We start from the raw sequence: 20,450 nt of genomic DNA on the forward strand, positions 1-20,450 counted from the left end.
CAGGCGTCATGCGGTTGAACATCGATCTTCATAGCGCGCCGCCGTCCGCGATGGCGATGGACGCGGCACGCCGGGCCAGTGAAACGGCCGAAGCGGCCGCTGCGCGACAAGCAAGGCTGAACGGCGTCGCTGGCGCCGGCTTCGTCCTGATCGGCGTCGCGACCTACTTTCTGAGCGTTTTTCTGATGCCCAACGACATGCCGATGTTCTGGGACATCGTGGCCGCGCTGGTGATCGCGCTCTGCGTCGCCGGCACGGCGTACACCCTGCGTCGTGCAGATGCGCCCACCGAGGCGGTTTCGCACCTGTACGCGCCCATGGAGCCGGCGAAGAACCATGAGCTGATCGCGATCTGCGTGCGGGACCATCTGGTCGAGCAGTACCGGCTTCAGGTGGTCGATCAAGGGCGACCGATCACCGAGCTCGAGTTCCAGGCCATCAAGGCGTGGGACGCCAATCGGAAACAACGCCAGCTCGAGGAGCTGGTGGCGCGACATGAGCGCCAAGCGGGCAACACCGCGCCCATCACCGGGCGCGTCGGAGGAGCACCCCATGAGCGAAGCGATTGAACGACTCTTTGCGTTGGACGGCCCCGTGGCATCCGAGCGGGCCGTGGCCGCGGCCGAGGCCAGGTCGACGAGCTGGAAGCGTCTGGCGGACCGCGTGCTGCCCGTACTCACCACCGGCGCCTACGCCACTTGCGGCTTCCTGGTGGCCCTTTCCCTGGCGTCCGCAATGGGGTCGCAGGGCGCCCACATCGATATGGCTTTCGATGTGCTCATCGCCATCGGTATCGCATTCTTCTGCGCAGGCATGGGCCTTGAGTTCATGGCCCGACGCGCCGAGCGAGCGCGTGAGCTCCTGGACCCCATCGTGGAATGCCACGAGCGCGAAATCATCGACATGTGCGAGCAGGAACCGCAACTCGCCCACATGCGCGATCGCATCACTGCGGTGCGGCCGATGCGACGTGGAGACTTCCGGGCACTTCGCAAGGAATTCGAGCGCCTTCGCGTCATTCGGCTTCATCTGACCGCCGCGCTCCTGCGCGAACACACGAAGCCGCCCGTGCCGGCGCCGGCGCCGGCTGCTGCCCTGGGGATCGACCCCGGGTGGGTGGCCCACGCCTACCCGCTGCAACAGATCGTCATCCGTCTGCAAGGGACTCGCTACAGCGACCGGGCGGCCATCATTTCGCAGCTCGAGGAAATCCTCGCACGCCTGCGCGCAGGTCACCTGAGCGGCGCGCATCACGACGATGACTTCGGGTACGACTTCCTCGTCGATCCGGCGTCGATCGAGCCCTCGTTCTTCGACCAGCCGGCGGATCGTCGATGAACGCGCCGGCACAACGCGTCGCCCACAACTCGCCGGTGGTCAGCCAGGTGATGTGGCAGCACGCCTTCGGCCAGGCGCTCATCGAGACCTGCGCCGACGGCACCGTCCTCATCGATGGCAAGGTCGTGCACGACACCCTGCCGGGTGGGCCCGGGAATCGGGCGCCGGGCCATCCGGCTGACACGGCACCATGAGCGTCGAGTCGGTCACACCCAGCGCGCTCGGCTTCGAGCCGGTGGCGCCGGCCCGTCGCAAGCTGGTCACGCGGGTCGTGAGCGACGGTCTGCGCGTCGGCCTGGCCACCTGCTACGGCGACGCTGTCAGCCAGCTCATGCGCAGCCTCGGCACGACCTGGTCGGCGCCGCGACGGATGTGGATCTGCCCGGCGGCTGGCATGCGCGACGTGCTCGCAGGCCTGGACGCGGCCGCAGGCGACCTTCCAGACCTCGACCTGTCGGGCGTGCGTGACGAAGCGGCCGCGGCCTGGCGGTCGCCGGTGCGGGAGTTCTTCGCCGAGGTACTCGACGTGCAGCTGCTGCCGCTGGAGAGCGGCGGCTACGCCTTGAGCAGCGTGCAAGACCCGCTTGTGATCAGTACAGCGAAAAGACTCGGCGGTCGCTTCCACAAGCACGCCAAGGCCTGGGAGATACGCCGCAGCGGGCCTGAAATCCGGGCTGCGCTGCTGGAGCACGCCGGCGTCGACGCCGTGTTCGTGTTCGAGCACGAAACGGCGATGGTGCTGGAGAACCTGGCCGGCAAGTCCGCGTCCGAGGTGCCGATCTCGGTTCCGGGGGCCATGCCGATGCTGCCGGCCGGCCCTTCGGACCAGCCACCCGAGGGCGCTGGCTTCCTGTGGACCATGGGCACCGCCCTGGAGCGCCTGGCGGTCGACCAGGCCGAGCTCGCGCGGGTGGCGCGCGCATGCGGGCTGCGCGACTACCAAGAGGGAGGCGTCGGATTCTTGCTCGCGCGTACGAGCGCGCTACTCGCGGATGACATGGGCTTGGGCAAGACCCGCCAAGCCGTCGTGGCGGGTCGTATGGCCGCCGGCGACACAATCGTGCTGGTGGTCTGCCCGGCGAGCCTAGCGATCAACTGGGAGCGCGAGATTCGGGCCGTCTACCCGGATGCCCGAGTGGCGCTCGTTGGCCAGCACGACGAGGCGACGCAGCGCGGCGCTCAGTGGATCGTGGCCAACTACGAGCGCTTGGGCGGCCTGGTCAAGGCCGTGGATCTGCCGATCGGGTGCATGCTGGTGGACGAGGCCCATTACCTGAAGGAACACCAGACGGGCCGCACGCGCAATGCCTTCCTGCTGTCCCAGCGCATTCCCAGGCGATTCCTGCTCACGGGCACACCGATCCTCAGTCGGGAGGTCGAGGTGCACACGCTGCTGCGGTTGTCTGGCCACCCCCTCGGAAATCTGCCGCTGGTGGAGTTCAAGAAGACCTATGCCGGGAACGAAGCGAAGCGCGCGCTGCTCGCCGAGCAGCTCGAGGACTGGATGCTGCGTCGGGGCAAGGACGTGTTGAAGGATCTGGGCGACAAGACGCACCAGGTGCGCGTCTTGAAGGCTTCCGACGACCTGGCCGAGTACCGCCGGATCATGGCCGATCCGGTGCTCATGGCCATGCCGAAGATCACCAAGCTGCGTCAGCACTTGGAGGCCCTGAAGCTCGACTTCCTGGTCGAGTCGGTGCAAAGCCTGCCAGCGGATGCCAAGGCGATCATCTTCTGCGAGTACATGGGCACCGTGGAAGCGCTGCGTCAGGCGTTCAAGGATGCTGGCATTGGCTGCGTCAGCCTGGTCGGCTCGGACACCCCAAAGAAGCGGATGGCGGCCGTAGACGCCTTCCAGACAGATCCGACCGTGACGGTGTTCATCGGCACCACGATGGCCGCCGGCGTCGGCATCACGTTGACAGCTGCCAACTATGTGTTTTTCGCCTCGCTGCCGTGGACGCCGGCGCTCAAGCGCCAGGCCGAAGATCGGGCCTACCGCTCGGGCCAGACCCGAGACGTGTTCGTGATCATCCCGGTCGTGGCGGGCACGATCGACGAGCAGATCGTCGCGCTGCTGGACGCCAAGCGCGAGATCGAGGTGTCGATCGTCGAGGCAGTGAGAGTCGAGGTCGCGGCATGACCAGGAATCAAGCCGCCCTGGCGAAGCTGCGGGCTGAAGCCGCCATCAACAAGGCTCGGCAAGCGCAGCACACGGAGTGCGCCGCCCAGGCCGTCATGCATTCCCTGTCAGAGGCCATCGCAGAGCGACGAGCAGAGCTCGTGCGCATGGTCACGACTGGACGGGCCGGCACCGCAGAGTACCGCCGAGCACACCGCCAACTTGAGCAGTGGGTCGCCGCCTGGCGGCGCAACCGATAGCACTGCACTTACCCCTCACAAGGAACAGGAGCAACTGACATGGACACCGACCACACCGCCCCAAAACGTCTAGAACGCGCATCGTGGATGAGCGAGGCTGGCTATGCCAGTGCCCTTCGGGCGGCTGGCCTGCCGATCCCCTCGCGGCCGGCAACGCTTGCAAAGAAGGCATGGCCCCAAGGCCTGGCGGCCCTGGTCGGCATCGTCTCGCTCATCGTCGCCTTCTTGCTTCTTGCCCCCCTGGGCTACTGGGCGCAGAACCTCGTGCAGTTCGGGCCACACGTTGATGTCCAGCTCGGCGCTGTCCCCGTGGCCACGCTCTGGCCCCCGGCACTTCCTACGTTCCTCGAGCTCGGCCTGGTCGGTGGTGTCGCGCTCGTTGGCGTCGTTGTCGCATCGATCGGCACTTTCGTGGGCGGATTCATGGTCTGGTCGCTGCTGATCGCCATTGGAAACACAGTGCTCTCCTGGTTCCCCAGCTCCCGCGGCAATGCTCACGGCTCTTGAATGGATCGGCTGCGTCCTCGGGTTGCTCGGTGCAGCCCTGGTCGCCTCGCACTCACGCTGGTCGCGCCTCGGCTGGTGGGCGTTCCTCGTCGCCAACGTGGCCATGATCCTGTTCGCCGCCGGCGGCCAGCACTACGGGCTGCTCATGCAGCAGCTGGGCTTCATGGGCACCAGCCTGCTGGGCCTGCAACGAGCGAAGGCTTTGCCCACCCAGTCACAAAGACCGCTTCATGAGAATCATTGAGACCGACAACTTTGGCCGGGACTACCCAGATGAGAAGTTTGTGAACCTGCCGGCGATGTCTGAAGAGTTGGCCAACCACGTGTGCGAGGCCATCAATGCCGCATGCTCTGGGAGCAACGCCTCTCGGATCTGGCGGGTGGTGCCGAACGAGTACGTTCTCCAGCCTGGCTTCGAGCCATGAGCCGGATGGTTGATCTGAACGCGCACCAAGCGCAGAATTTGGCTTCCTATCGCTGACCGACGTTTCGGTTCGACCGCTGCACGTCACGCAGCAAGCAACAGCGCCAGGCTTCCGTGAAGCGCTGGACCTCGTGAGAGGTCTGAAGTTTTCTCATCAACCCCGTGGGGATGTCACATCCCCTCCCGGGTGCGTGCGTCCCCATTTCCCATTGGAGATGCACCATGAACAACGTCTATCCCCTTCCAGCTCTTTCCCCCGACCCGACGGCCGCGCAACGGTTGTACCGGGAAGCGAGGGCAGCACTCGCACGACTCCGCTGGAGTCTTTGCTTCTGGCGCCACAAACGCACTGCGCAGCGTGAGGAGGCGTACTGGCAAGGCCACGACGCCCAGCTCGCCGGCAGCACAGCGCTGCCAGATCACATCGCCTGCGATGCGGTCCTGTGTCGAGAGTGGCTGCTCGGCATGCTCGCTGCGCAGGCCAACGCGAAGGCCGCCGACGCCCAGCGCTGCAGCGACGAGATGGCCGACACCTATCGAGAAATCGAAAGGCAGGAAGACGAGGCCATCCATGCGGAGTGCCTCGAGCTGGGTCTGGTTGCACCAGACGCGACGCCGGAATCGGTGGCCTCCGCTCGCGGGGTGCTGTTCAACCTCGCGCTGCGCCTGCGCCGCGCGCGCCATCTGAGACGCCGGCTCGAAGCTCTACCGGGCTGCTCGACCGAAGCTCTCGCTGACGCCCAAGGCGCCGAGCGGGAGGCCTGGAACAGCCTCCAAGCCTCCAAAGCACTTGCTGCGCCTCGCCTCAGAGCCTGAGCTCGCTCTCACCCTCATCGCTACGGCCACCCAGGGGACTCGCACCCCTGGGCGGCCCATCAACACTCAATCTGCACTGGAGAATCACCATGACAACGACGAAGGACGCCTCTGCGGCTTCTAACCAACCCGGCGCTCGCTTCGCTGGCCAGTCTTACTCGGCTGCCGCTCGCGCGGTTTTCAATGAACCTGCCACCTCGTTCGCACTTCGCAAACGAATCGCCGAAGACGAAAAGCGCGACCCGGTCGATGCGCTCAACGATGCCGACGTCCTGCACGAGTTGCAGTCCAAACGGCTCGGGGAGCTGCCTGCCGTTGCGGGCTTGGACGATCCGCGCGCTGCTATCCAGGCGCGCGGCGTCGAATCGTTGAAGCGCCTGGTCGATGTGGCCCAAGGCCACTCAGGCCAATGCCGTTATGTGGCCCAGTTCCTACTGGGGCTCTACAACGGCACTCGCTTCCCGTTCGATCTCACCGACTTTCGGTGCCTCGACGACGGCCTCTTCGAAGACTGCATGCGCGTGCTCCGCATGGACGCACGAGCGTGCCAGCAAGAGGTTCATTGCTACTTCGTCAATGGTGGTCAGCTGTGGGAACGCATGGCCGACAACTGGCGAGTGCCCGACGTCGGCCAGCTCAAGATCGTGGCTCGTGACCTGGTCTTGAATGGTCTGTGCCGTCATCACACCGAGGAGCACCGCACCGAGGTGGTCGAGCAGTTGGTCCAGGCGCTCGCGCAGGATCCTCGCGAGAACCTGTAGGCCATCCGCCGAACCACCGAGCCCTTGCGCGTACCCGATTGACACGCGCACAATGGCGGCGTTTTCTGCCCGACCGACATTTCGGTCCGATCGCTGCACGTTACGCAGCAAGCAACAGCGCCAGGCTTCCGTGAAGCGCTGGACCTCGTGAGAGGTCTGAAGTTTTTCTCATCAACCCCCTGGGGATGTCACATCCCCGACTGGGGGTTCGTGCATCCCCTTTTTTCATTGGAGATGCACCATGACCACCCAAGCTCAAGAAAAGAAGGCCTTCAACCTCATCATCGAGGGCGTCGGCTACCTCAACCGCATGCGTTTCGTTCAGCCTCGCAAGGGTGAAGCCTATCCGGCTTGCACCATCAACGCGATGATGGGCACCGACGACGCGGTCGAGTACGTCTCGATCGATTGCCGCATCGTTGGCAAGCAGGCGAAAGAAGCTGCCGAACTCCTCTACGAAGCCGTCAAGGCCAAGAAGAAGGTGATCGTCGGTTTCCGTGCCAGTGACCCCAAGCCCGACTTCTACACCTACCAGGAGAAGGACTACGAGGGTCTCAAGGCCCGTGTGCTGCAGTTCACCTTCGCCAAGGTGGACGGGCACAAGTTCGAGATCCCGCTCGTCGAGCGTCCAACCCAGCCGTCGCAAGATGGCCAGAACTCGGACCCGGCGCCCGAAGGCTCGCAGCGCGAACGCGTTGCTGCCGATGTGCCGTACTGAGATGCCCCAGCTGAAACTCAACCCTGAGCAGCGCAAGCACCTCGCCGGCGTGATCGACAAAGCCGCCCTCGCGTACTTCGCGGTGGTCGGCTACAAGGCTTACTCGACGAATGCCTGGGAGACCTTCTTCCATGCGCTCGTCTTGTTCGCTGTCATCGAAGCGTTGGCGATCTACGTTCTCAAGAACGACACCTCGACCAACGATCATGAATGAGCAGCAGCTCTTTCAGATCGGCACCGGGTACATCCTGGTTGCTGTCGTCCTTCTGGTGGTGGCTTGCCTCCACCTGATCGAACGACGCCGTGCCAAGCGCCGTGCCCTCCAGCACGACGCTTCGGCCCGCCGGCGGAGCGCCTGACTGCGATCCCCACCTTGCCCCGACTCGTTCGGGGTTTCCTCGAAGGGCCGAGCGGCTTTTCGAGGAAACCTCGCGCGCAATGACTCACGATCTTTGGCGCACAATGTCACCCACGACAAGGAGGTTCACCATGACACCGGAACAGCAACAATTCGCCATCTACAGCGGCTATGTGCTTGCGGCCGTCGCAGCCGTCGTCGTGTTCGGGCTGGACTGGCTGCAGCGCGCCGGCGGCGCCTCTGGCCGCTGACACGATCGCCCGCACCTGTGCGGGCTTGCCCGAGCGGCTTTTCGGCCGCTGAGGCAAGTTCGATTTCGTCCAGTGTGGTGGCTTCACTGTAATCAAGCCACGCCCGGCCCGCATGTGCCTCCCCTACATGCGCCTGAACGCTGGTCGGCTCCTGCAATGCCAGCGCACCGATGGTCTCCATCGGCTTGGAGTTGCCTCTTAGCTGCCCTTCGGGCTGCTCAAGGTGGCCGGGTCCCAGACTCCACAACTCTGACCGCCCTACCACCGAGTTGCGAACTGCCTGACACGCACAAGCAACGTTGACCCTGGGAAACGCGAGGCTCACGCCTCGCCTTCCTCTTCCACCTTCCCTTTTCAGGTTTCTCATCCGCCGCGCGGGACGCATCCCGCAGGGGGACGTGCGTGCTCGTCGGCATCTATCCCACTGCCAAGGAGCATCGCAATGTCTGCCATCCGAGTTCGCGGAACCATCACCATTACCCAGAAGAACGGCCGCCGCGGCGCCTTCAACGTCGGCGAGCTGCGCACTGAGATCGGCCACTTCGAGGTCAAGGATGCGCTCATCGAAGAGTACGAAGAAGGCACCTACAACGGCGATTTCTTCATCAACTGGATCGAGCCGGAAAGCTTCACCTGGAAAGGCAAGGTCTTCATCAAGAACGTCGCCCAGCTCGAGCACATCGTGATCGACGAGGTCGACCAGACGCCTGAGCAGAGTGAAGCGCAGCCTCCGGCGGCAGACCCTGCCGACACACCGGCCACATCGCGTACGCGCCCTGCCGCTCCCTCGCACGAGGAAGCTCATGGCGCCAAAGAGCCGGCCGAGGACGCGGCGCCCGCGGACCAGAAGCTGTTCGGTGCGGAACTCTTTGCTCTCCTGAGCAGCAGGCAGCCGATCAAACTCGATCCGACCGTCGACCGCGTTGCCTTCCGAGCACAGCGCGATCGCCTCAAGGATCTGGCCTACACCTTCGATCCCAAGCTCCAGGTCTGGAACCCTCCGACCGAGTGATTGTTTCCCTATCGCCCGCCATGCGGGCTTTCATGAGCAGTGGCAGTTCATGAAAGCCCGTTCGCGCGGGACTGTCCACCCTGGGTGGCCGCGACCCGACCTCGTGGTGCCGTTTTGCGGTGAGCGGTAATGAGTGTTTGATGGTGTCCGAAGTCTGCGTGCGGACACGACCGGCAAGGGTCTTGGGATGGACCGATGTGGTTTGCAGACGCTCTTCTTCCTGGTCCCGGTTCCACAACGAGCCGGGATCTTCAAGCCCTCGGGGATGACCCTCGAGGGCTTGAAGATCCCCGCCAACCAGGCGCACAATCGAACCGCTTTATCTGCCCGACCGACAGCTTCGGTCCGATCGCTGCACGTCACGCAGCGCCCAACAGCGCCAGGCTTCTGTGAAGCGCTGGGCCTCGTGAGAGGTCTGAAGTTCTCATCATCAACCCCGTGGGGATGTCACATCCCCGCCCGGGGTTCGTGCATCCCCATTTCCTTTTGGAGATGCACCATGCGTAACGAACCTTCTTTCGATACCTTCCAAATCCCTCAACTCCCTGCTTCGGCTTGCCCTGTGCAATCCGAACAGCCGTTGACTTTCCCCACCATCACGCTCGATGGCGTTTCTCCCAGTGAGGACACCAACAAGCAAGACGTGTGGGAGTACCTGATCGCGAACATCAATGACTTCGAGGTGGCCAAAACCATCGTCGACTTCGTTGACGCCAATCCCAAGCTGCTCACGGACCGCAAGGTTCCCGTTGATCTGCTCGGATTGCACGTTCTCGCCAAGGTCACCCTCAAGCGGCAAGCCGTCGCGTATGCCAAGGAATTGGCAGCACGCGAAATGGCTCAACAAGCCGTGACCAAGGCACGCGAGGAATCGCGTTCCCTCAAGAGCCTTGCAAGCCACTTCGTGGCTGCTGTACGGGCTCTGCGCGACAACCCGCAGACGCTGGCCACCATGGTCTGCGTCGCTGCGCTCGTCGTGTCGATCTTCTCGCGCTGACCTCTCGGTCACGCGTTTCATCCTCCTCGTGGAACCCCAAGACGCTCCGGCGTCTTGGCTCCACCTCTCTCTCACCCGCCAGGGCCGCCCCTGGATGGGTCGCTCCTGGTTCTCTCCCTGGAGCAAACATGACCACCTACCTGCTTCGCACTGGCTTTCACGCGAAAGTCGAACAGCGTCGCGTGTTCTGGAAGGCGTACATCGACTGGCTGGCCACGGCCTCCGACGATGAGACGAATCAACTGGAACGAGCCTTGGCTCCGCATGCCCACCATGTGCGGCCGCTGCAACAGGCACTGCTGGATGCGTTGGAAGACGCTGCAACAGCGCCTCACCTCCCCAAGACGCTCTTGGCCAAGCTGCACACAGCTGGCTGGACGAGTCCCCTGCCCGCCACGATGGCTGCCTCGGCAGCTTGAAGGGAGGACTTGTGGCTCATGTCATCCACGACCTCGACACGGGTTGCCTCCGACGTGAAACCAACGTCGAGATGCTGACCCGCGTCATGGAGTTCGCTCGATGCGGACCCATCGTCCAGTGCTTCGTGCTGGACGCCCTGCTCAAACACTGTGAGCACGTCGTCAAGGCGGGCCCTGCCGCCTGCGACGCACCCATGGTCTCGGGTGCTCTCTGGGTTGCAACAGCCCACGAGCTCCAAGCCGAAATCAAAGCTCACCTCAACCAATGAGGCTCTCATGAACCAGCAAGTGATCTCGTCCCCCAGCGCCGGTGCTCTGGCATTGCGCTACTGCAACAAGACCCTGCCCCTGCAGGTTCTTCGCAGTGCAGCGGGCTTCTACATCGGCACTGCCGACGACGAAGGACCCTGCTCTCGCGAGTCGGTCCAGTACTGGCGGCAAGAGGCCGATGCGCACAGCGCGTTGACCAACGGCCACTGGACGCAGCGGCTCGAACCCTAACGCCCCCTCGGACGGCTCGGCAACGACCGTCTTCCCTTCCAACAGCGGCTGGTTCCCTTCGCGGGAACTGGCCGTTTTCTTTTTCCGGAGCCCCCATGGCCCTGATCTTTCCGCGCATCGCGCAGAACTTCATCAAGAACGGGTACTACCCGACTGACCTTGAAACGCTCAACCGAATCGCCACGGCGATCGACACGACCGGCAACCCTGTGCGTGTCATCGACCCCTGCTGCGGCGAAGGCTCGGCACTGCAGGTGATCGCTGAACACCTCGCTCAGTGCGGTAGCAGCGTTCAGAGCTTCGGGATCGACGTCGATGAAGAGCGTGCCTGGCACGCCAAGTCGGTACTCGGGACCGTGGCCCACGCCGACGTGCACGACGTGCGCATCACCGATCGCAGCTTCGGCTTGCTCTTTCTGAACCCGCCCTATGGCGACCTCATCACCGACCAGGTCGGCTCCGGCGACAAGTCGCAAGGCCGCCAGCGGCATGAGAAGGTTTTCTGCCGGCGCACGTTCGGTCTGCTGCAACCCGGCGGCTTGCTCATCCTGATCGTTCCCTTCTACACGCTGGACGAAGAACTCTCGACCCTGATCGCGCGGCACTTCGAGCGAGTGCAAGTCTTCATCTCCTCGGTGCCGCAGTTCAAGCAGTGCGTGCTCTTCGGCATCAAGCGGCGCCCTGCGCATGCGGATGCCAGCACCGTCAAACGACTCGTGGCCTTCTCGCAAGGGGAGAACCATGTCGAACTGCCTGAGCGCTGGTCTGGTGAGCCCTACGTGGTGCCCGCCGTTCGCGGCCAGGAAGACTTCGCGTTTGCCGTGGTCCGCCTCGACGCTCGCCAGCTCGAGCACGAGCTGCAGGCCGGCTTGGCGCGCAGCTCGCTCTGGCCGCGCTTCGATCTGCACTTGACGCCTCGGGCCCGGGATATCCGGCCCCCGCTGCGTGCGATGTCTGACTGGCACCTGGCGCTTGCGCTGGCCGCCGGACAGATCCGCGGCCTGGTCACTGCGGCCGACGGCCGCCGGCTGCTCATCAAGGGTCGCACTCACAAGGCGAAGAGCGTCCAGACCTCAGTGACTGTGTCTGAAGAAGGGCACGCCACCGAGACGAAGGTCTTCACTGACAAGTTCATCACGGTGATCCGTGCGATCGACATGACCCCTGGCTACGGCCTGGGTCGCGTCTTGACCATCCAGTAGCCCCAGAAGGCCAGCCGCCGCCCCGCGGCTGCCTCTCTTACCTACCGCCCCTCCCGGCTTTCGTGAGCGCGCCCGCACCACCACACAGCGGCCGCTCCCGAAAGCCACGAGCTTTCAACCCTGCTCGGGCAGAGCCGCTGACGGCGTAACCGTCGCCCATCACCGCACAGGCCTTCCGAAAAGTGCGGCATCGCGCAAGCGATGGAAGGTTTTCTCAACGTCCCGCCGGGAGTCCATCCCGGCAGGGGTGGTGCCGGCTTCCTCTTGGAGCTTTCTATGACCACCCCGACCGATCCGTCCTCCCTCCCATCAGAAGCACCCGCTTCGGCACCGGCCACCCCACTGACCAACCCGAACCTGGTGACGACGATGCGACAACCCATGCCCGTGAACGAACCGCTGCGCTTGAGCGCAGGCCTGTGCTTGGCCAACAACGCCGACGCGGCGCTGCGACTGCCTGGCGACATGGATCTCATGGAGCAGCTGTCTCGCACCCTCAAGGTCGAGCTGCGCCTCGACGAGCCGCTGGTCCAGCGCCTGTTCCACCTCTGGAACGGCGCCATCCAGCTGAGCGTCGACGAGGTGGGCGACTGGGCGCTCGAAGCGATGGCCAACCTGGTCTGCGCATCGGACATCGAGGCGCCCGAGCTCACCGGCGTGGGTGCCACCGTCTACGCCAACGGTGACGTGGCCTTCTTCATCCAGCTGCTGGGTGTGGAAGCGCCGCTCTGGTTTGCGGAACCCCTCGACCTGTCGCGCCTCGCGGCCAACTGAAACCCACCCCACCCGGCGCCCTCGCGGCCCGGGTGTTCTCTTGAAAGGACTTGGCCATGAGCCAGCACCAATACGAGACGACGACGCCCGGCGGCCAGCCGGTGTGCGTGACGCTGGGGTGGGATCGCCGCCTCGAGTACTTCTTCATGACCGTTGAGCTCAAGGGCGGCAAGCCGCCCGCCAGCGACGAAGGCTTCCTGTACTCCAACCTCGACGAACGCCATGCGTTCTCGAACGACCTCGACTACTACCGGGCCAAGTTGAACGCCATGCGTCTCAACGTGCCGGAGTCGATGTTCGAAGAGGTCGCGAGCGATGCCGAACGCAATGTCGGCAATCGCACGGTCTGCCACTGCGGGGAAGGCGTCTTCATGGAATCGGGCTTCTGCGAGCTCGCCTGAAACCCCGTTCTTCCTGTCATCAACCGGCCCGGTGCACTGCACCGGGCTCTTCCTCCCAGCAAACCATGTTCAAACTCGAAGAACAGTCCGACGTGTTCGTGGACGCATGCGTGGCCGATCACCAGCACCAGTTGCTGTTCGTCTCGGTCTACGGCCGCGACACCTCGATTCAACAGTTCATGGCGCGGCTTCACTGCGGCCGTGACCAGGGCGGCATCGAGCGCCTGCAGCTGATCGAGGCCTCGCCGGCCGAGGGCCGCAAAGCTCGATTGCTCGACGTGCTGGTGGGCGACGCGAAGCGCTTGACCAAGCTCACCGGGCGCATGCCGCGCACGGGCTTGCTCGGCAACCTCGTGCATGCCTGGATCTTCCAGGACGCTCTGCTCGAAATCGACCACACCGCCCACGCGGCGTGGCTCTTCAAGCGGGGTGCTGACTCTCAGCAGCTCGACGCCGACGACTTTGCGCAGATCTGGCGCCTGGTCGAAGAGCTGTCGCCCGTACCGCTACTGCCTCACTGGTCGCTCCAGGTACTCGCGTACCTGCGCAGCCGCGAATGCCTCAAGCAGCCCCGTGCGGTGGGCCCGGTGATGGCGATCCGCGTCGAGATCCCGGACGAGTTCTCGGACTGGGTGTCGGCACGCGTCAAGGCCGGTGACTTCACCGAACAGCCCTCGCACGCCTTGCTTCAAGGCCTGCCGCTGCCGCGCGGCGCCGCCAGTACCTCGCAGGCCTCGGCATGAGCGCCTGGATTCGAACCTGGGGCATACGGCCGCACACGCCGGCCACCGCCCTTGCCTCTTCACCAGCTCCGACGGAGCTCACCCTTCAAAAGCAATCATGGAAGATCACGTTTCCGACCTCGCAACCTGCGCCGACCCGGCGCCAACCCCTGACACCATTCCCATCGCGGAGTTCGTGAGGGACTTCAGAGGCAGCCTCCTGCAGGCTGTGCGGCTTCAGAACCCGCCGATCTACGACGGCGTGGTGAATCTCAAGCGTGAAGCGCTGCTGACCCAGCTCGCCCGCTCCGCATTCCCTGCGCAGCGCGACCTGGTGCAAGCCGTGACCGCCTTGCTCATCGACCGTGACCGCCCGGCCTCGGTCATCAATGGCGAGATGGGCACCGGCAAGACGATGATGGCCATCGCCACGGCCTGGCTGCTTCACCACGAGGGCTACCCCGGGGCGCTCGTCGTGTGCCCGCCGCACCTGGTCTACAAGTGGCGACGGGAGATCAAGCAGACCATTCCCGACGCGATCGTCTGGATCCTCAATGGACCCGACACGCTGCGCAAGCTCCTGCAGCTGCGCGAGCGCAAGGGGCGGCCAGCGGTGCCGGAGTTCTTCGTGATGGGCCGTGTGCGCATGCGCATGGGCTTCAATTGGGCACCAGCCTTCATCGAGCGCCGGCTGATCGAGGCCGACGCGGAGCCGGAGGCGCGACTCGACCAGGCGCGTCAAACGGTGGCGGCATGTGCCGACTGCTTTGCGCCCGTCACGGTGCCAGATGCCGACGGCGTCGATCGCGCACTCACGACGGCCGAAGCCCGCATCAAGCTGAACGTGCGGCAGATGAAGTGCAACGCCTGCGGAGGCGCGTTGTGGTCGCTCGTGCGACCCCACACCGCCCCGAAGTCGCGGCACGACACGCTGCGTGCCGCCATGACGCAGATCCCCACCATCGGCGAGAAGACGGCCGACAAGCTGCTTCAAACCTTCGGCGAGGACATGCTGGCCGACATGCTGGAAGACAACGTCTACGAGTTCATCAACCTGATGGACGCGGACGGCGACCTGTATTTCAGCGACCGGCAGGCTCGGCGCATGGAGCGTGCGATGGCGCACCTGGAGTTCAGCTTTGGCCAGGGGGGCTACCAGCCCACCGAGTTCATCAAGCGTCAGATGCCTTCGCGCTACTTCGGCGTGCTGATCGCCGATGAAGGGCATGAGTTCAAGAACGAGGGATCGGCCCAGGGCCAGGCCTTCGGCGTTCTGGCCAGCCAGTGTCGCAAGACAGTGCTGCTGACGGGAACGCTCATGGGCGGCTATGCCGACGACTTGTTCTACCTGCTCTTCCGGATGAACCCGGCCGCGATGATCGCCGACGGCTTCCGCTACGTGCGTGGATCTCTTTCCTCGGCCAGCTGGGCGTTCATGCGAACGCACGGCGTTGTCAAGGACATCTACAAGGTGTCCAGCCGCGACGATGGCGAGGAGCGGGCCCACCGCACGGCGAAGGGCAAGGCGACGACGCACCGGGAGGCAAAAGCACCTGGTTTCGGTCCGGCCGGGATCATGCGCTACGTGCTGCCAATGACGGCGTTTCTTCGACTGCGCGACGTGGGCGGCAACGTCCTCCCGCCCTATGAGGAGTTCTTCACCGGCGTGCCGATGGAGCCCACCCAGCTCGCGACGTACCAACAGATGTCGGCTTCGCTGCGCGACAGCCTGGCCAAGGCGCTGCGAGCGGGGGATCAAAGCCTTCTGGGCGTCGTTCTCAACGCCCTGCTCGCCTGGCCGGACTGCTGCTTTCGCAGCGAGACGGTCATGCACCCGCACCGCAAAACGGTGCTCGCCAGCGCCCCGGCCTTGTTCTCGGACACCGAGCCCATGCCGAAGGAGCTGGCCATGATCGAGCTGTGCCGCAAGGCCAAGCAAGCCGGCCGGCGCACGCTGGTCTACACGGTCTACACGGGCACCCGCGACACCAGCGCGCGCCTGAAGGGACTGCTGGAAGCCGAAGGCTTCAAGGTGGGTGTGCTGCGGGCGACCGTGGATGCGGCCAAGCGCGAGGACTGGTTGCTCGATCAGGTCGACCGCGGCGTGGACGTCGTCATCACCAACCCGGAGCTCGTCAAGACAGGCCTGGATATGTTGGAGTTTCCGACCATCGTGTTCATGCAGAGTGGCTACAACGTCTACACGCTGCAGCAGGCGAGCCGCCGTAGCTGGCGGATCGGCCAGAAGCTGCCGGTCGAAGTGCACTTCCTGGGCTATCAGGGCTGTGCGCAGATGGAGTGCCTGGCGCTCATGGCCAAGAAGATCTCGGTCAGCCAGTCCACGTCCGGCGACATGCCGGACTCGGGGTTGGACGTGCTCAACCAGAGCGGCGACAGCATCGAGGTGGCGCTGGCCAAGCAGCTGCTCAATTAAGCGACCGCGCCGTCAACGACGGTGCTTTACCCCTGGGGAGGTTTCCCGGGGGCTTTCTGAGGCGGGTGCTGCCCGCCCCAGAAAGCCCACCAGGCACCGAACAACCTCTGCTCGAAGGCATCGAGCCGCTGACGGCGTAACCGTCGCCCATGACCGCACAGGCCTCCCGCAAAGTGCGGCCGCACCACAGGTGCGCGGAGGTTTCATCAACGTCCCGCCGGGAGTCCACCCGGTGCGGTGGATTCGACGCGGGCTCTTCAAAGGAGCTTTCATGTCCACCACCACCCTCACCCGCGACCAAGTCGCCCAGCGATACCTGAACGCCCTCAAGCAAGGTCGCTTCGGTGATCGCGTCGCCTCGGCCGAACCGGAGCCCTTTCACTTCGTGTTCGCCGATGCGGTACTTGGGCGCGATGCCTACGCGCTGCAACACCTTGCCAACGGCATGAACAACGTCGCCAAGCGCGTGTTCAGCCAGGTCACGGGGGTCGCCCTGCCTCGAACGCAGCGCGACACCTGGGCGGCTTTGCTGGCATGGGCCGGCGTGAGCCAGGCTGCTGATGCCGTGCGCAGCGCACGTGCCTCGGTGGAGCTCCAGGTGCGCGTCCTGCGCAAGCGCACGAAGGACGCGGATGAGCTGGCTCGCTGGGCCACAGAACAGGCGGAGCAAGGCATGCGCCTCTTGCACATCAAGGGTCGCTGGTACTTCATGCACCCAAAGCGTCGCGACGGGTTCGACCTGTCCAAGCGGGGCAGTCACCTCTCACTCGTTCGACCGTTGATCCAGGCCGTGATCGATCTGGTCGAGGCTCAGGCACGACTTGCTGCTGAAACGCCCGTACCGGCGGACACAGCGACGTACCCCAGTTCCAACCCTCCGCTCGTGGGCAACGAGCCGCTGGCGGCGTAACCGCCTGATCGCACAGGCCTTCTGAGAAGTGCGACGGCACCAGCTGGTGCCCGAAGGTTTCGTTCCTAAGTCCCGCCGGGCGTTCACCCCGGAAGGGGTGACCTCGGCTCTATCAACCATCCCTGAATGGAGTTCGACATGACACCCCACTTCCACAGCACCCCGCTGGTCGGTACAGCCCGACCCTTGCCCCCGCGGCAAACGGGCATCTCCGACCGGCTCGTCGCCGATGGCGACCGGCTCAACTTCCTCCCCAAGCACTTCGGCACTCGTTCGTTCATGGAGGGCGAGGCCCAGGTCTACCACTGGATGCGCCGCCTGAACGCGCACTACAGCGGCGGCTACTGGGAGTACTACGAGCTCAGCAACGGCGGCTTCTACCTGGCACCCGATGAGTCGACCGCCCAGCACCTCGAAGGCGACGGCCTGGTCACCATCCGGTGCCAGGAAGGCAACGGCTATGTGGGACGCATGTCCCGCCTGGCCGCCGGCGTCGCCGTGACGATGTTCGCGGTCAATCGAATGCTCTACGCCGGGCACGACCACCTGGGTCTTGCCTTCGATCGCTTGATGGAGTTCGCGCGCTCGCACCCCGAAGCACGCGCCATCTTGTCGGCCATCGACTGATACCCCCGGGCGACACGCCCTCTTTCTTAACCCGAGGCCTCGGCTTCGCGCATTGGCGCGACCGAGGCCTTTTCTCATCTGGAGATTCACATGCAGATCGAACTTTCCTCCGCACCAGCCCCTTCGCTCAGTGCTCAACACCAAGGGCTGTCGGCCGAAGGCGAAGCATCGCCGACGCCGATCCAAATGGTCGTGTCAAACGACATCCGTATCAAGTCGAACGCGCACTCCGTCCTAAAGGCGCTTGCGGCGATGGGCGCTAAGCGCGCGACCGTCACCTACAGCGGTGGAGGTGACGAGGGCGCCGTCGATGAGCACGAAGTCGAAATGCTCGAGGGCCACGAGTGGCAGCCGGGCGTCGAGGTCTCTTACCTCAATCGGGAAAGCAAATTCGTCGATGGCGAGTGGACCTACGTCAGCGAGGTCAGGCACCTGCTCATCGAGGATGCACTCAGAGAAGTGGCGGAAGACGCCATGTGCCACTTTCATCCCGACTTCGAAGTGGGGGCAGGCGGCGAAGGCAACGTGATCTTTTGCGTGGAGTCCATGAAGGCTCGCATCGAGCACCGGGACTTCTACACAGAGACGGTTTCAAGCGAGCACGAGCTATGAGGGAGGTCTGCATCTCTCTCGCGGCCTGGCCAGGCGCGTTCCACGAGGACGCCGCCCAAGCGCTTCTCAGCGGCCCGCTTCGCGAGCCCCTGTGGGGCGAACTGTCGGCCACGCACGTGCAGCTCGTGCCTCAGTCCTTCGGCCTTCTGGACGAAGCTCGTGTCGCCCACCTGCAGGCCCGCTGGCCAGCCAGTCGGTTTCGGCTGCACGCCAACGTGCAGGTGCTCAAACGCCGGGTCGTCGCCGACCTCGTCGCATTCGACCAGCACGCGGATTGGTTCAGCCGCGCGGCACAGGTCAACGCCGCGCTGGGCTCGCCTGACTACGTTGCGCACCCCGGCCACCGGGTGCACGGCACGCTGCAACAGGCTCTCATCAACGCACTGCGTTGCGAGGATCTGTTTGGCGCCCGGGTGGGCGTGGAAGGGCAGTACCCCACCGTGGGCAACCGCCTCCTCTGCTCCAGCTGGGATGAGTACCGGGAGCTGCTCCAGTCCGCCGCCTGCTTCTGCGTGGATCTCTCCCACGTTCGCATCCTGGCTCAGGCCACGGGTGTGGTCGAACGAACGCTGCTCCAGGAGCTGCTCGCCTGCGAGCGCTGCATCGAGGTTCACGTCAGTGACAACGACGGCACCGGCGACTGGCACCAGGTCTGCGCGAAAGCGCCCTGGTGGCTCGACCTTTTGTCTCCCATCCATCCCGACGCGGTCGTCTTCTCCGAAGGCAATCAGCGTCGTTCAAGAACTCTTCAAGGAAAAGAACCCCATGTTCTCCAATGAACCACTGTGCCCGGCGGACTACCTGGTCCAAGCCGATGGCTCGATTGCCATCAATCGTGCCGGTTCGGTCGTTACCGCGCTGACCGAAGCCGAACGCTGGGCTCGGGCTCAGCTCGCGGCCGCATCGGTCGGCGCTGCACTCGCCTCCATCGTCCATGACGACGGAGCAGCACTACGCACCTTCGTTCTCAAGGTGGAGATGGTCACCGAGCTTGATGACAACGGCCGGTCCTTCAATCACTACCAAATGGAAGTCGACGACGTCGATTTCCTCGACGAATCGCGAGCGCCGGCATGGGCACGCGATGAAGACGGGGATGTCGATGCCGATTGGGCTGCAGAAGCGATTGCCGAAAGGCTGGCCGATGCTACCGACGCCTGCGACTTCTATTCGGTCTTCGAAGACTCGGACATCGCCGGCGACGCCTCTTTCGAGGCGAAGGTGACCGTGCACTGCGAGCTGCTGGCCGAGCTGGTGAAGACCAGCCCGATCAGCGGTCGGGCGGCCTTCACTGCACTCTTTCCCAGCGTGGCCCTCACGATCGGTCTGAACGAGCCGGGCAAGGTGGGCCGCTTGCCCGCCACGAGCCCCGCGCCGAGCTGGGTGAGCCTCTTTGGCGAACTCATCGAGTCACTGCTTGGTGACCCGGCGCTTGCGCCGGTGCTCAGGGCACAGATCCGCAGCCTTGCCAGCCGCATCGGCGACTGACGTCGCACGGCCTCTGCCTACCCGGCCCTCCCGCCTCAGCGGGGGGGCTTTCTTTCCGGAGATTCACCCAATGAATACATCTACAGCTACTCGCGCGCCGATCGCCGAGGCAAACGTCGTCCTGGTCGGGGCGCACGCCACTTCCGACGCCCTTCACATGTCGCCGACATTCGCCGCCATCCTGGTGGACGAAGAACTGATCCAGCGCATCGAAAGCCTCGCCAGGCTCTGTCAAGCCCACGGGCTGACTGAAGCCCGGGTCAGCGCCTGCCCGCAGGCCTGGGGCCCCGGTGAAATCGAAGAAGAACTGCGCCTACAAGATGGCGAACTTGTCGTCGTGCGAAATGGCAGCTTCTGGTTCGTGGATCAACCAAAGCACGGCGACTGCCACATCGAGACCGACATCCTCGATGTTCCGAGTCTCGTTGCGGCGATCAACGGCCATCAGGATCCGGAACTGCCCGTGGTGCACATTGACGACGCAGAAGATGCTGAGGAGGCCCAGGCGGACTACCTCCAAGAGCTCAATGACCTGGAGGGCGCACTCGCCATGACCAGGCGCTTGATCGCTTCTGGTGGCGAGTTTCCCGACGTTGTCCATCGCGTGGCGCGCTCGTTCTTCGTCGACCAGGCGGAGCTCGAGCGACTCTACGACGAGGCACCGGAATAGGAGCCGCTGTCAGCCCCCCCGGCTGGGGGCACTCCACGCGCCGATCAAACTCCCTCCCTCTGAGGGAAAGCACGACGGCTTCGTGACCCTAACCTTCCGTCCGCGCCACCCCCTGGCGTTGGTGCG

At 64.5% G+C, this 20,450-nt stretch carries 27 protein-coding genes; all 27 read left to right on the plus strand.

Annotated elements, in window-relative coordinates; genetic code table 11:
* The first annotated feature begins 8 nt into the window (after nucleotides 1-8).
* The 27 genes from AC1KAT_RS13695 (at nucleotide 9) to AC1KAT_RS13825 (ending at nucleotide 20,324) form a co-directional block, all read left to right on the plus strand.
* Nucleotides 9-569: a hypothetical protein gene (locus tag AC1KAT_RS13695; protein WP_480326830.1), complete on the plus strand. Its 561-nt coding sequence runs from the start codon at nucleotides 9-11 to the stop codon at nucleotides 567-569.
* Nucleotides 553-1,338: a hypothetical protein gene (locus AC1KAT_RS13700; RefSeq protein WP_480326832.1), complete on the plus strand. Its 786-nt coding sequence runs from the start codon at nucleotides 553-555 to the stop codon at nucleotides 1,336-1,338. Before AC1KAT_RS13695 ends, AC1KAT_RS13700 begins: the two co-directional genes overlap by 17 nt.
* Nucleotides 1,335-1,532 carry a hypothetical protein gene (locus AC1KAT_RS13705; protein ID WP_480326834.1) on the plus strand — a complete coding sequence of 66 codons (198 nt, stop codon included), beginning with the start codon at nucleotides 1,335-1,337 and terminating at the stop codon, nucleotides 1,530-1,532. Before AC1KAT_RS13700 ends, AC1KAT_RS13705 begins: the two co-directional genes overlap by 4 nt.
* A complete protein-coding gene (locus AC1KAT_RS13710; RefSeq protein WP_480326836.1) occupies nucleotides 1,529-3,481 on the plus strand; it encodes a DEAD/DEAH box helicase in 1,953 nt (650 codons plus the stop codon). The genes AC1KAT_RS13705 and AC1KAT_RS13710 overlap by 4 nt, the downstream gene beginning before the upstream one ends.
* Nucleotides 3,482-3,759: 278 nt before the next feature.
* Nucleotides 3,760-4,227 (plus strand): hypothetical protein, encoded by a 468-nt coding sequence (locus AC1KAT_RS13715; RefSeq protein WP_480326838.1) that lies wholly within the window; start codon nucleotides 3,760-3,762, stop codon nucleotides 4,225-4,227.
* Nucleotides 4,211-4,471 (plus strand): hypothetical protein, encoded by a 261-nt coding sequence (locus tag AC1KAT_RS13720; RefSeq protein WP_480326839.1) that lies wholly within the window; start codon nucleotides 4,211-4,213, stop codon nucleotides 4,469-4,471. Before AC1KAT_RS13715 ends, AC1KAT_RS13720 begins: the two co-directional genes overlap by 17 nt.
* Nucleotides 4,458-4,652 carry a hypothetical protein gene (locus AC1KAT_RS13725; protein ID WP_480326841.1) on the plus strand — a complete coding sequence of 65 codons (195 nt, stop codon included), beginning with the start codon at nucleotides 4,458-4,460 and terminating at the stop codon, nucleotides 4,650-4,652. The genes AC1KAT_RS13720 and AC1KAT_RS13725 overlap by 14 nt, the downstream gene beginning before the upstream one ends.
* Nucleotides 4,653-4,873: 221 nt before the next feature.
* Nucleotides 4,874-5,467 carry a hypothetical protein gene (locus tag AC1KAT_RS13730; protein WP_480326843.1) on the plus strand — a complete coding sequence of 198 codons (594 nt, stop codon included), beginning with the start codon at nucleotides 4,874-4,876 and terminating at the stop codon, nucleotides 5,465-5,467.
* 89 nt (nucleotides 5,468-5,556) lie between these two features.
* On the plus strand, nucleotides 5,557-6,228 hold the full coding sequence (locus AC1KAT_RS13735; RefSeq protein ID WP_480326845.1) for a DUF7673 family protein: 672 nt from the start codon (nucleotides 5,557-5,559) through the stop codon (nucleotides 6,226-6,228).
* Nucleotides 6,229-6,469: 241 nt separating this feature from the next.
* Nucleotides 6,470-6,946 (plus strand): DUF3577 domain-containing protein, encoded by a 477-nt coding sequence (locus tag AC1KAT_RS13740; RefSeq protein ID WP_480326847.1) that lies wholly within the window; start codon nucleotides 6,470-6,472, stop codon nucleotides 6,944-6,946.
* A gap of 1 nt (nucleotide 6,947) precedes the next feature.
* Nucleotides 6,948-7,160, plus strand: a complete 213-nt coding sequence (locus AC1KAT_RS13745) for a hypothetical protein (protein ID WP_480326849.1) — start codon at nucleotides 6,948-6,950, stop codon at nucleotides 7,158-7,160.
* Nucleotides 7,153-7,305 (plus strand): hypothetical protein, encoded by a 153-nt coding sequence (locus tag AC1KAT_RS13750; protein ID WP_480326851.1) that lies wholly within the window; start codon nucleotides 7,153-7,155, stop codon nucleotides 7,303-7,305. The genes AC1KAT_RS13745 and AC1KAT_RS13750 overlap by 8 nt, the downstream gene beginning before the upstream one ends.
* A gap of 692 nt (nucleotides 7,306-7,997) precedes the next feature.
* A complete protein-coding gene (locus tag AC1KAT_RS13755; protein ID WP_480326853.1) occupies nucleotides 7,998-8,567 on the plus strand; it encodes a DUF3275 family protein in 570 nt (189 codons plus the stop codon).
* A 499-nt stretch (nucleotides 8,568-9,066) separates the two neighbouring features.
* Nucleotides 9,067-9,564: a hypothetical protein gene (locus tag AC1KAT_RS13760; RefSeq protein ID WP_480326855.1), complete on the plus strand. Its 498-nt coding sequence runs from the start codon at nucleotides 9,067-9,069 to the stop codon at nucleotides 9,562-9,564.
* A gap of 128 nt (nucleotides 9,565-9,692) precedes the next feature.
* Nucleotides 9,693-9,983: a hypothetical protein gene (locus AC1KAT_RS13765; RefSeq protein ID WP_480326857.1), complete on the plus strand. Its 291-nt coding sequence runs from the start codon at nucleotides 9,693-9,695 to the stop codon at nucleotides 9,981-9,983.
* A gap of 276 nt (nucleotides 9,984-10,259) precedes the next feature.
* Nucleotides 10,260-10,484: a hypothetical protein gene (locus tag AC1KAT_RS13770; RefSeq protein ID WP_480326859.1), complete on the plus strand. Its 225-nt coding sequence runs from the start codon at nucleotides 10,260-10,262 to the stop codon at nucleotides 10,482-10,484.
* A 95-nt stretch (nucleotides 10,485-10,579) separates the two neighbouring features.
* On the plus strand, nucleotides 10,580-11,686 hold the full coding sequence (locus AC1KAT_RS13775; protein ID WP_480326861.1) for a DUF6094 domain-containing protein: 1,107 nt from the start codon (nucleotides 10,580-10,582) through the stop codon (nucleotides 11,684-11,686).
* A 381-nt stretch (nucleotides 11,687-12,067) separates the two neighbouring features.
* Entirely contained in the window at nucleotides 12,068-12,460 is a 393-nt protein-coding gene (locus tag AC1KAT_RS13780; RefSeq protein ID WP_480326863.1) for a hypothetical protein, read from the plus strand.
* 56 nt (nucleotides 12,461-12,516) lie between these two features.
* On the plus strand, nucleotides 12,517-12,861 hold the full coding sequence (locus AC1KAT_RS13785) for a hypothetical protein (protein WP_480326865.1): 345 nt from the start codon (nucleotides 12,517-12,519) through the stop codon (nucleotides 12,859-12,861).
* Nucleotides 12,862-12,926: 65 nt separating this feature from the next.
* Entirely contained in the window at nucleotides 12,927-13,604 is a 678-nt protein-coding gene (locus tag AC1KAT_RS13790) for a hypothetical protein (RefSeq protein WP_480326867.1), read from the plus strand.
* A 97-nt stretch (nucleotides 13,605-13,701) separates the two neighbouring features.
* A complete protein-coding gene (locus AC1KAT_RS13795; protein ID WP_480326869.1) occupies nucleotides 13,702-16,017 on the plus strand; it encodes an SNF2-related protein in 2,316 nt (771 codons plus the stop codon).
* Nucleotides 16,018-16,288: 271 nt separating this feature from the next.
* On the plus strand, nucleotides 16,289-16,927 hold the full coding sequence (locus AC1KAT_RS13800) for a hypothetical protein (RefSeq protein ID WP_480326871.1): 639 nt from the start codon (nucleotides 16,289-16,291) through the stop codon (nucleotides 16,925-16,927).
* 138 nt (nucleotides 16,928-17,065) lie between these two features.
* On the plus strand, nucleotides 17,066-17,554 hold the full coding sequence (locus AC1KAT_RS13805) for an antirestriction protein (protein WP_480326873.1): 489 nt from the start codon (nucleotides 17,066-17,068) through the stop codon (nucleotides 17,552-17,554).
* A 90-nt stretch (nucleotides 17,555-17,644) separates the two neighbouring features.
* A complete protein-coding gene (locus AC1KAT_RS13810) occupies nucleotides 17,645-18,166 on the plus strand; it encodes a DUF6878 family protein (protein ID WP_480326875.1) in 522 nt (173 codons plus the stop codon).
* Complete coding sequence (locus tag AC1KAT_RS13815; protein ID WP_480326877.1) at nucleotides 18,163-18,945, plus strand: hypothetical protein; 783 nt, start codon at nucleotides 18,163-18,165, stop codon at nucleotides 18,943-18,945. Before AC1KAT_RS13810 ends, AC1KAT_RS13815 begins: the two co-directional genes overlap by 4 nt.
* The gene (locus AC1KAT_RS13820) at nucleotides 18,932-19,654 is read left to right on the plus strand and encodes a hypothetical protein (RefSeq protein ID WP_480326879.1); all 723 of its coding nucleotides are present in this window, start codon (nucleotides 18,932-18,934) and stop codon (nucleotides 19,652-19,654) included. Before AC1KAT_RS13815 ends, AC1KAT_RS13820 begins: the two co-directional genes overlap by 14 nt.
* 70 nt (nucleotides 19,655-19,724) lie before the next feature.
* On the plus strand, nucleotides 19,725-20,324 hold the full coding sequence (locus tag AC1KAT_RS13825) for a hypothetical protein (RefSeq protein WP_480326881.1): 600 nt from the start codon (nucleotides 19,725-19,727) through the stop codon (nucleotides 20,322-20,324).
* Nucleotides 20,325-20,450 lie beyond the last annotated feature (126 nt).

Source organism: Piscinibacter sp. PDB5-1 (assembly GCF_056676035.1).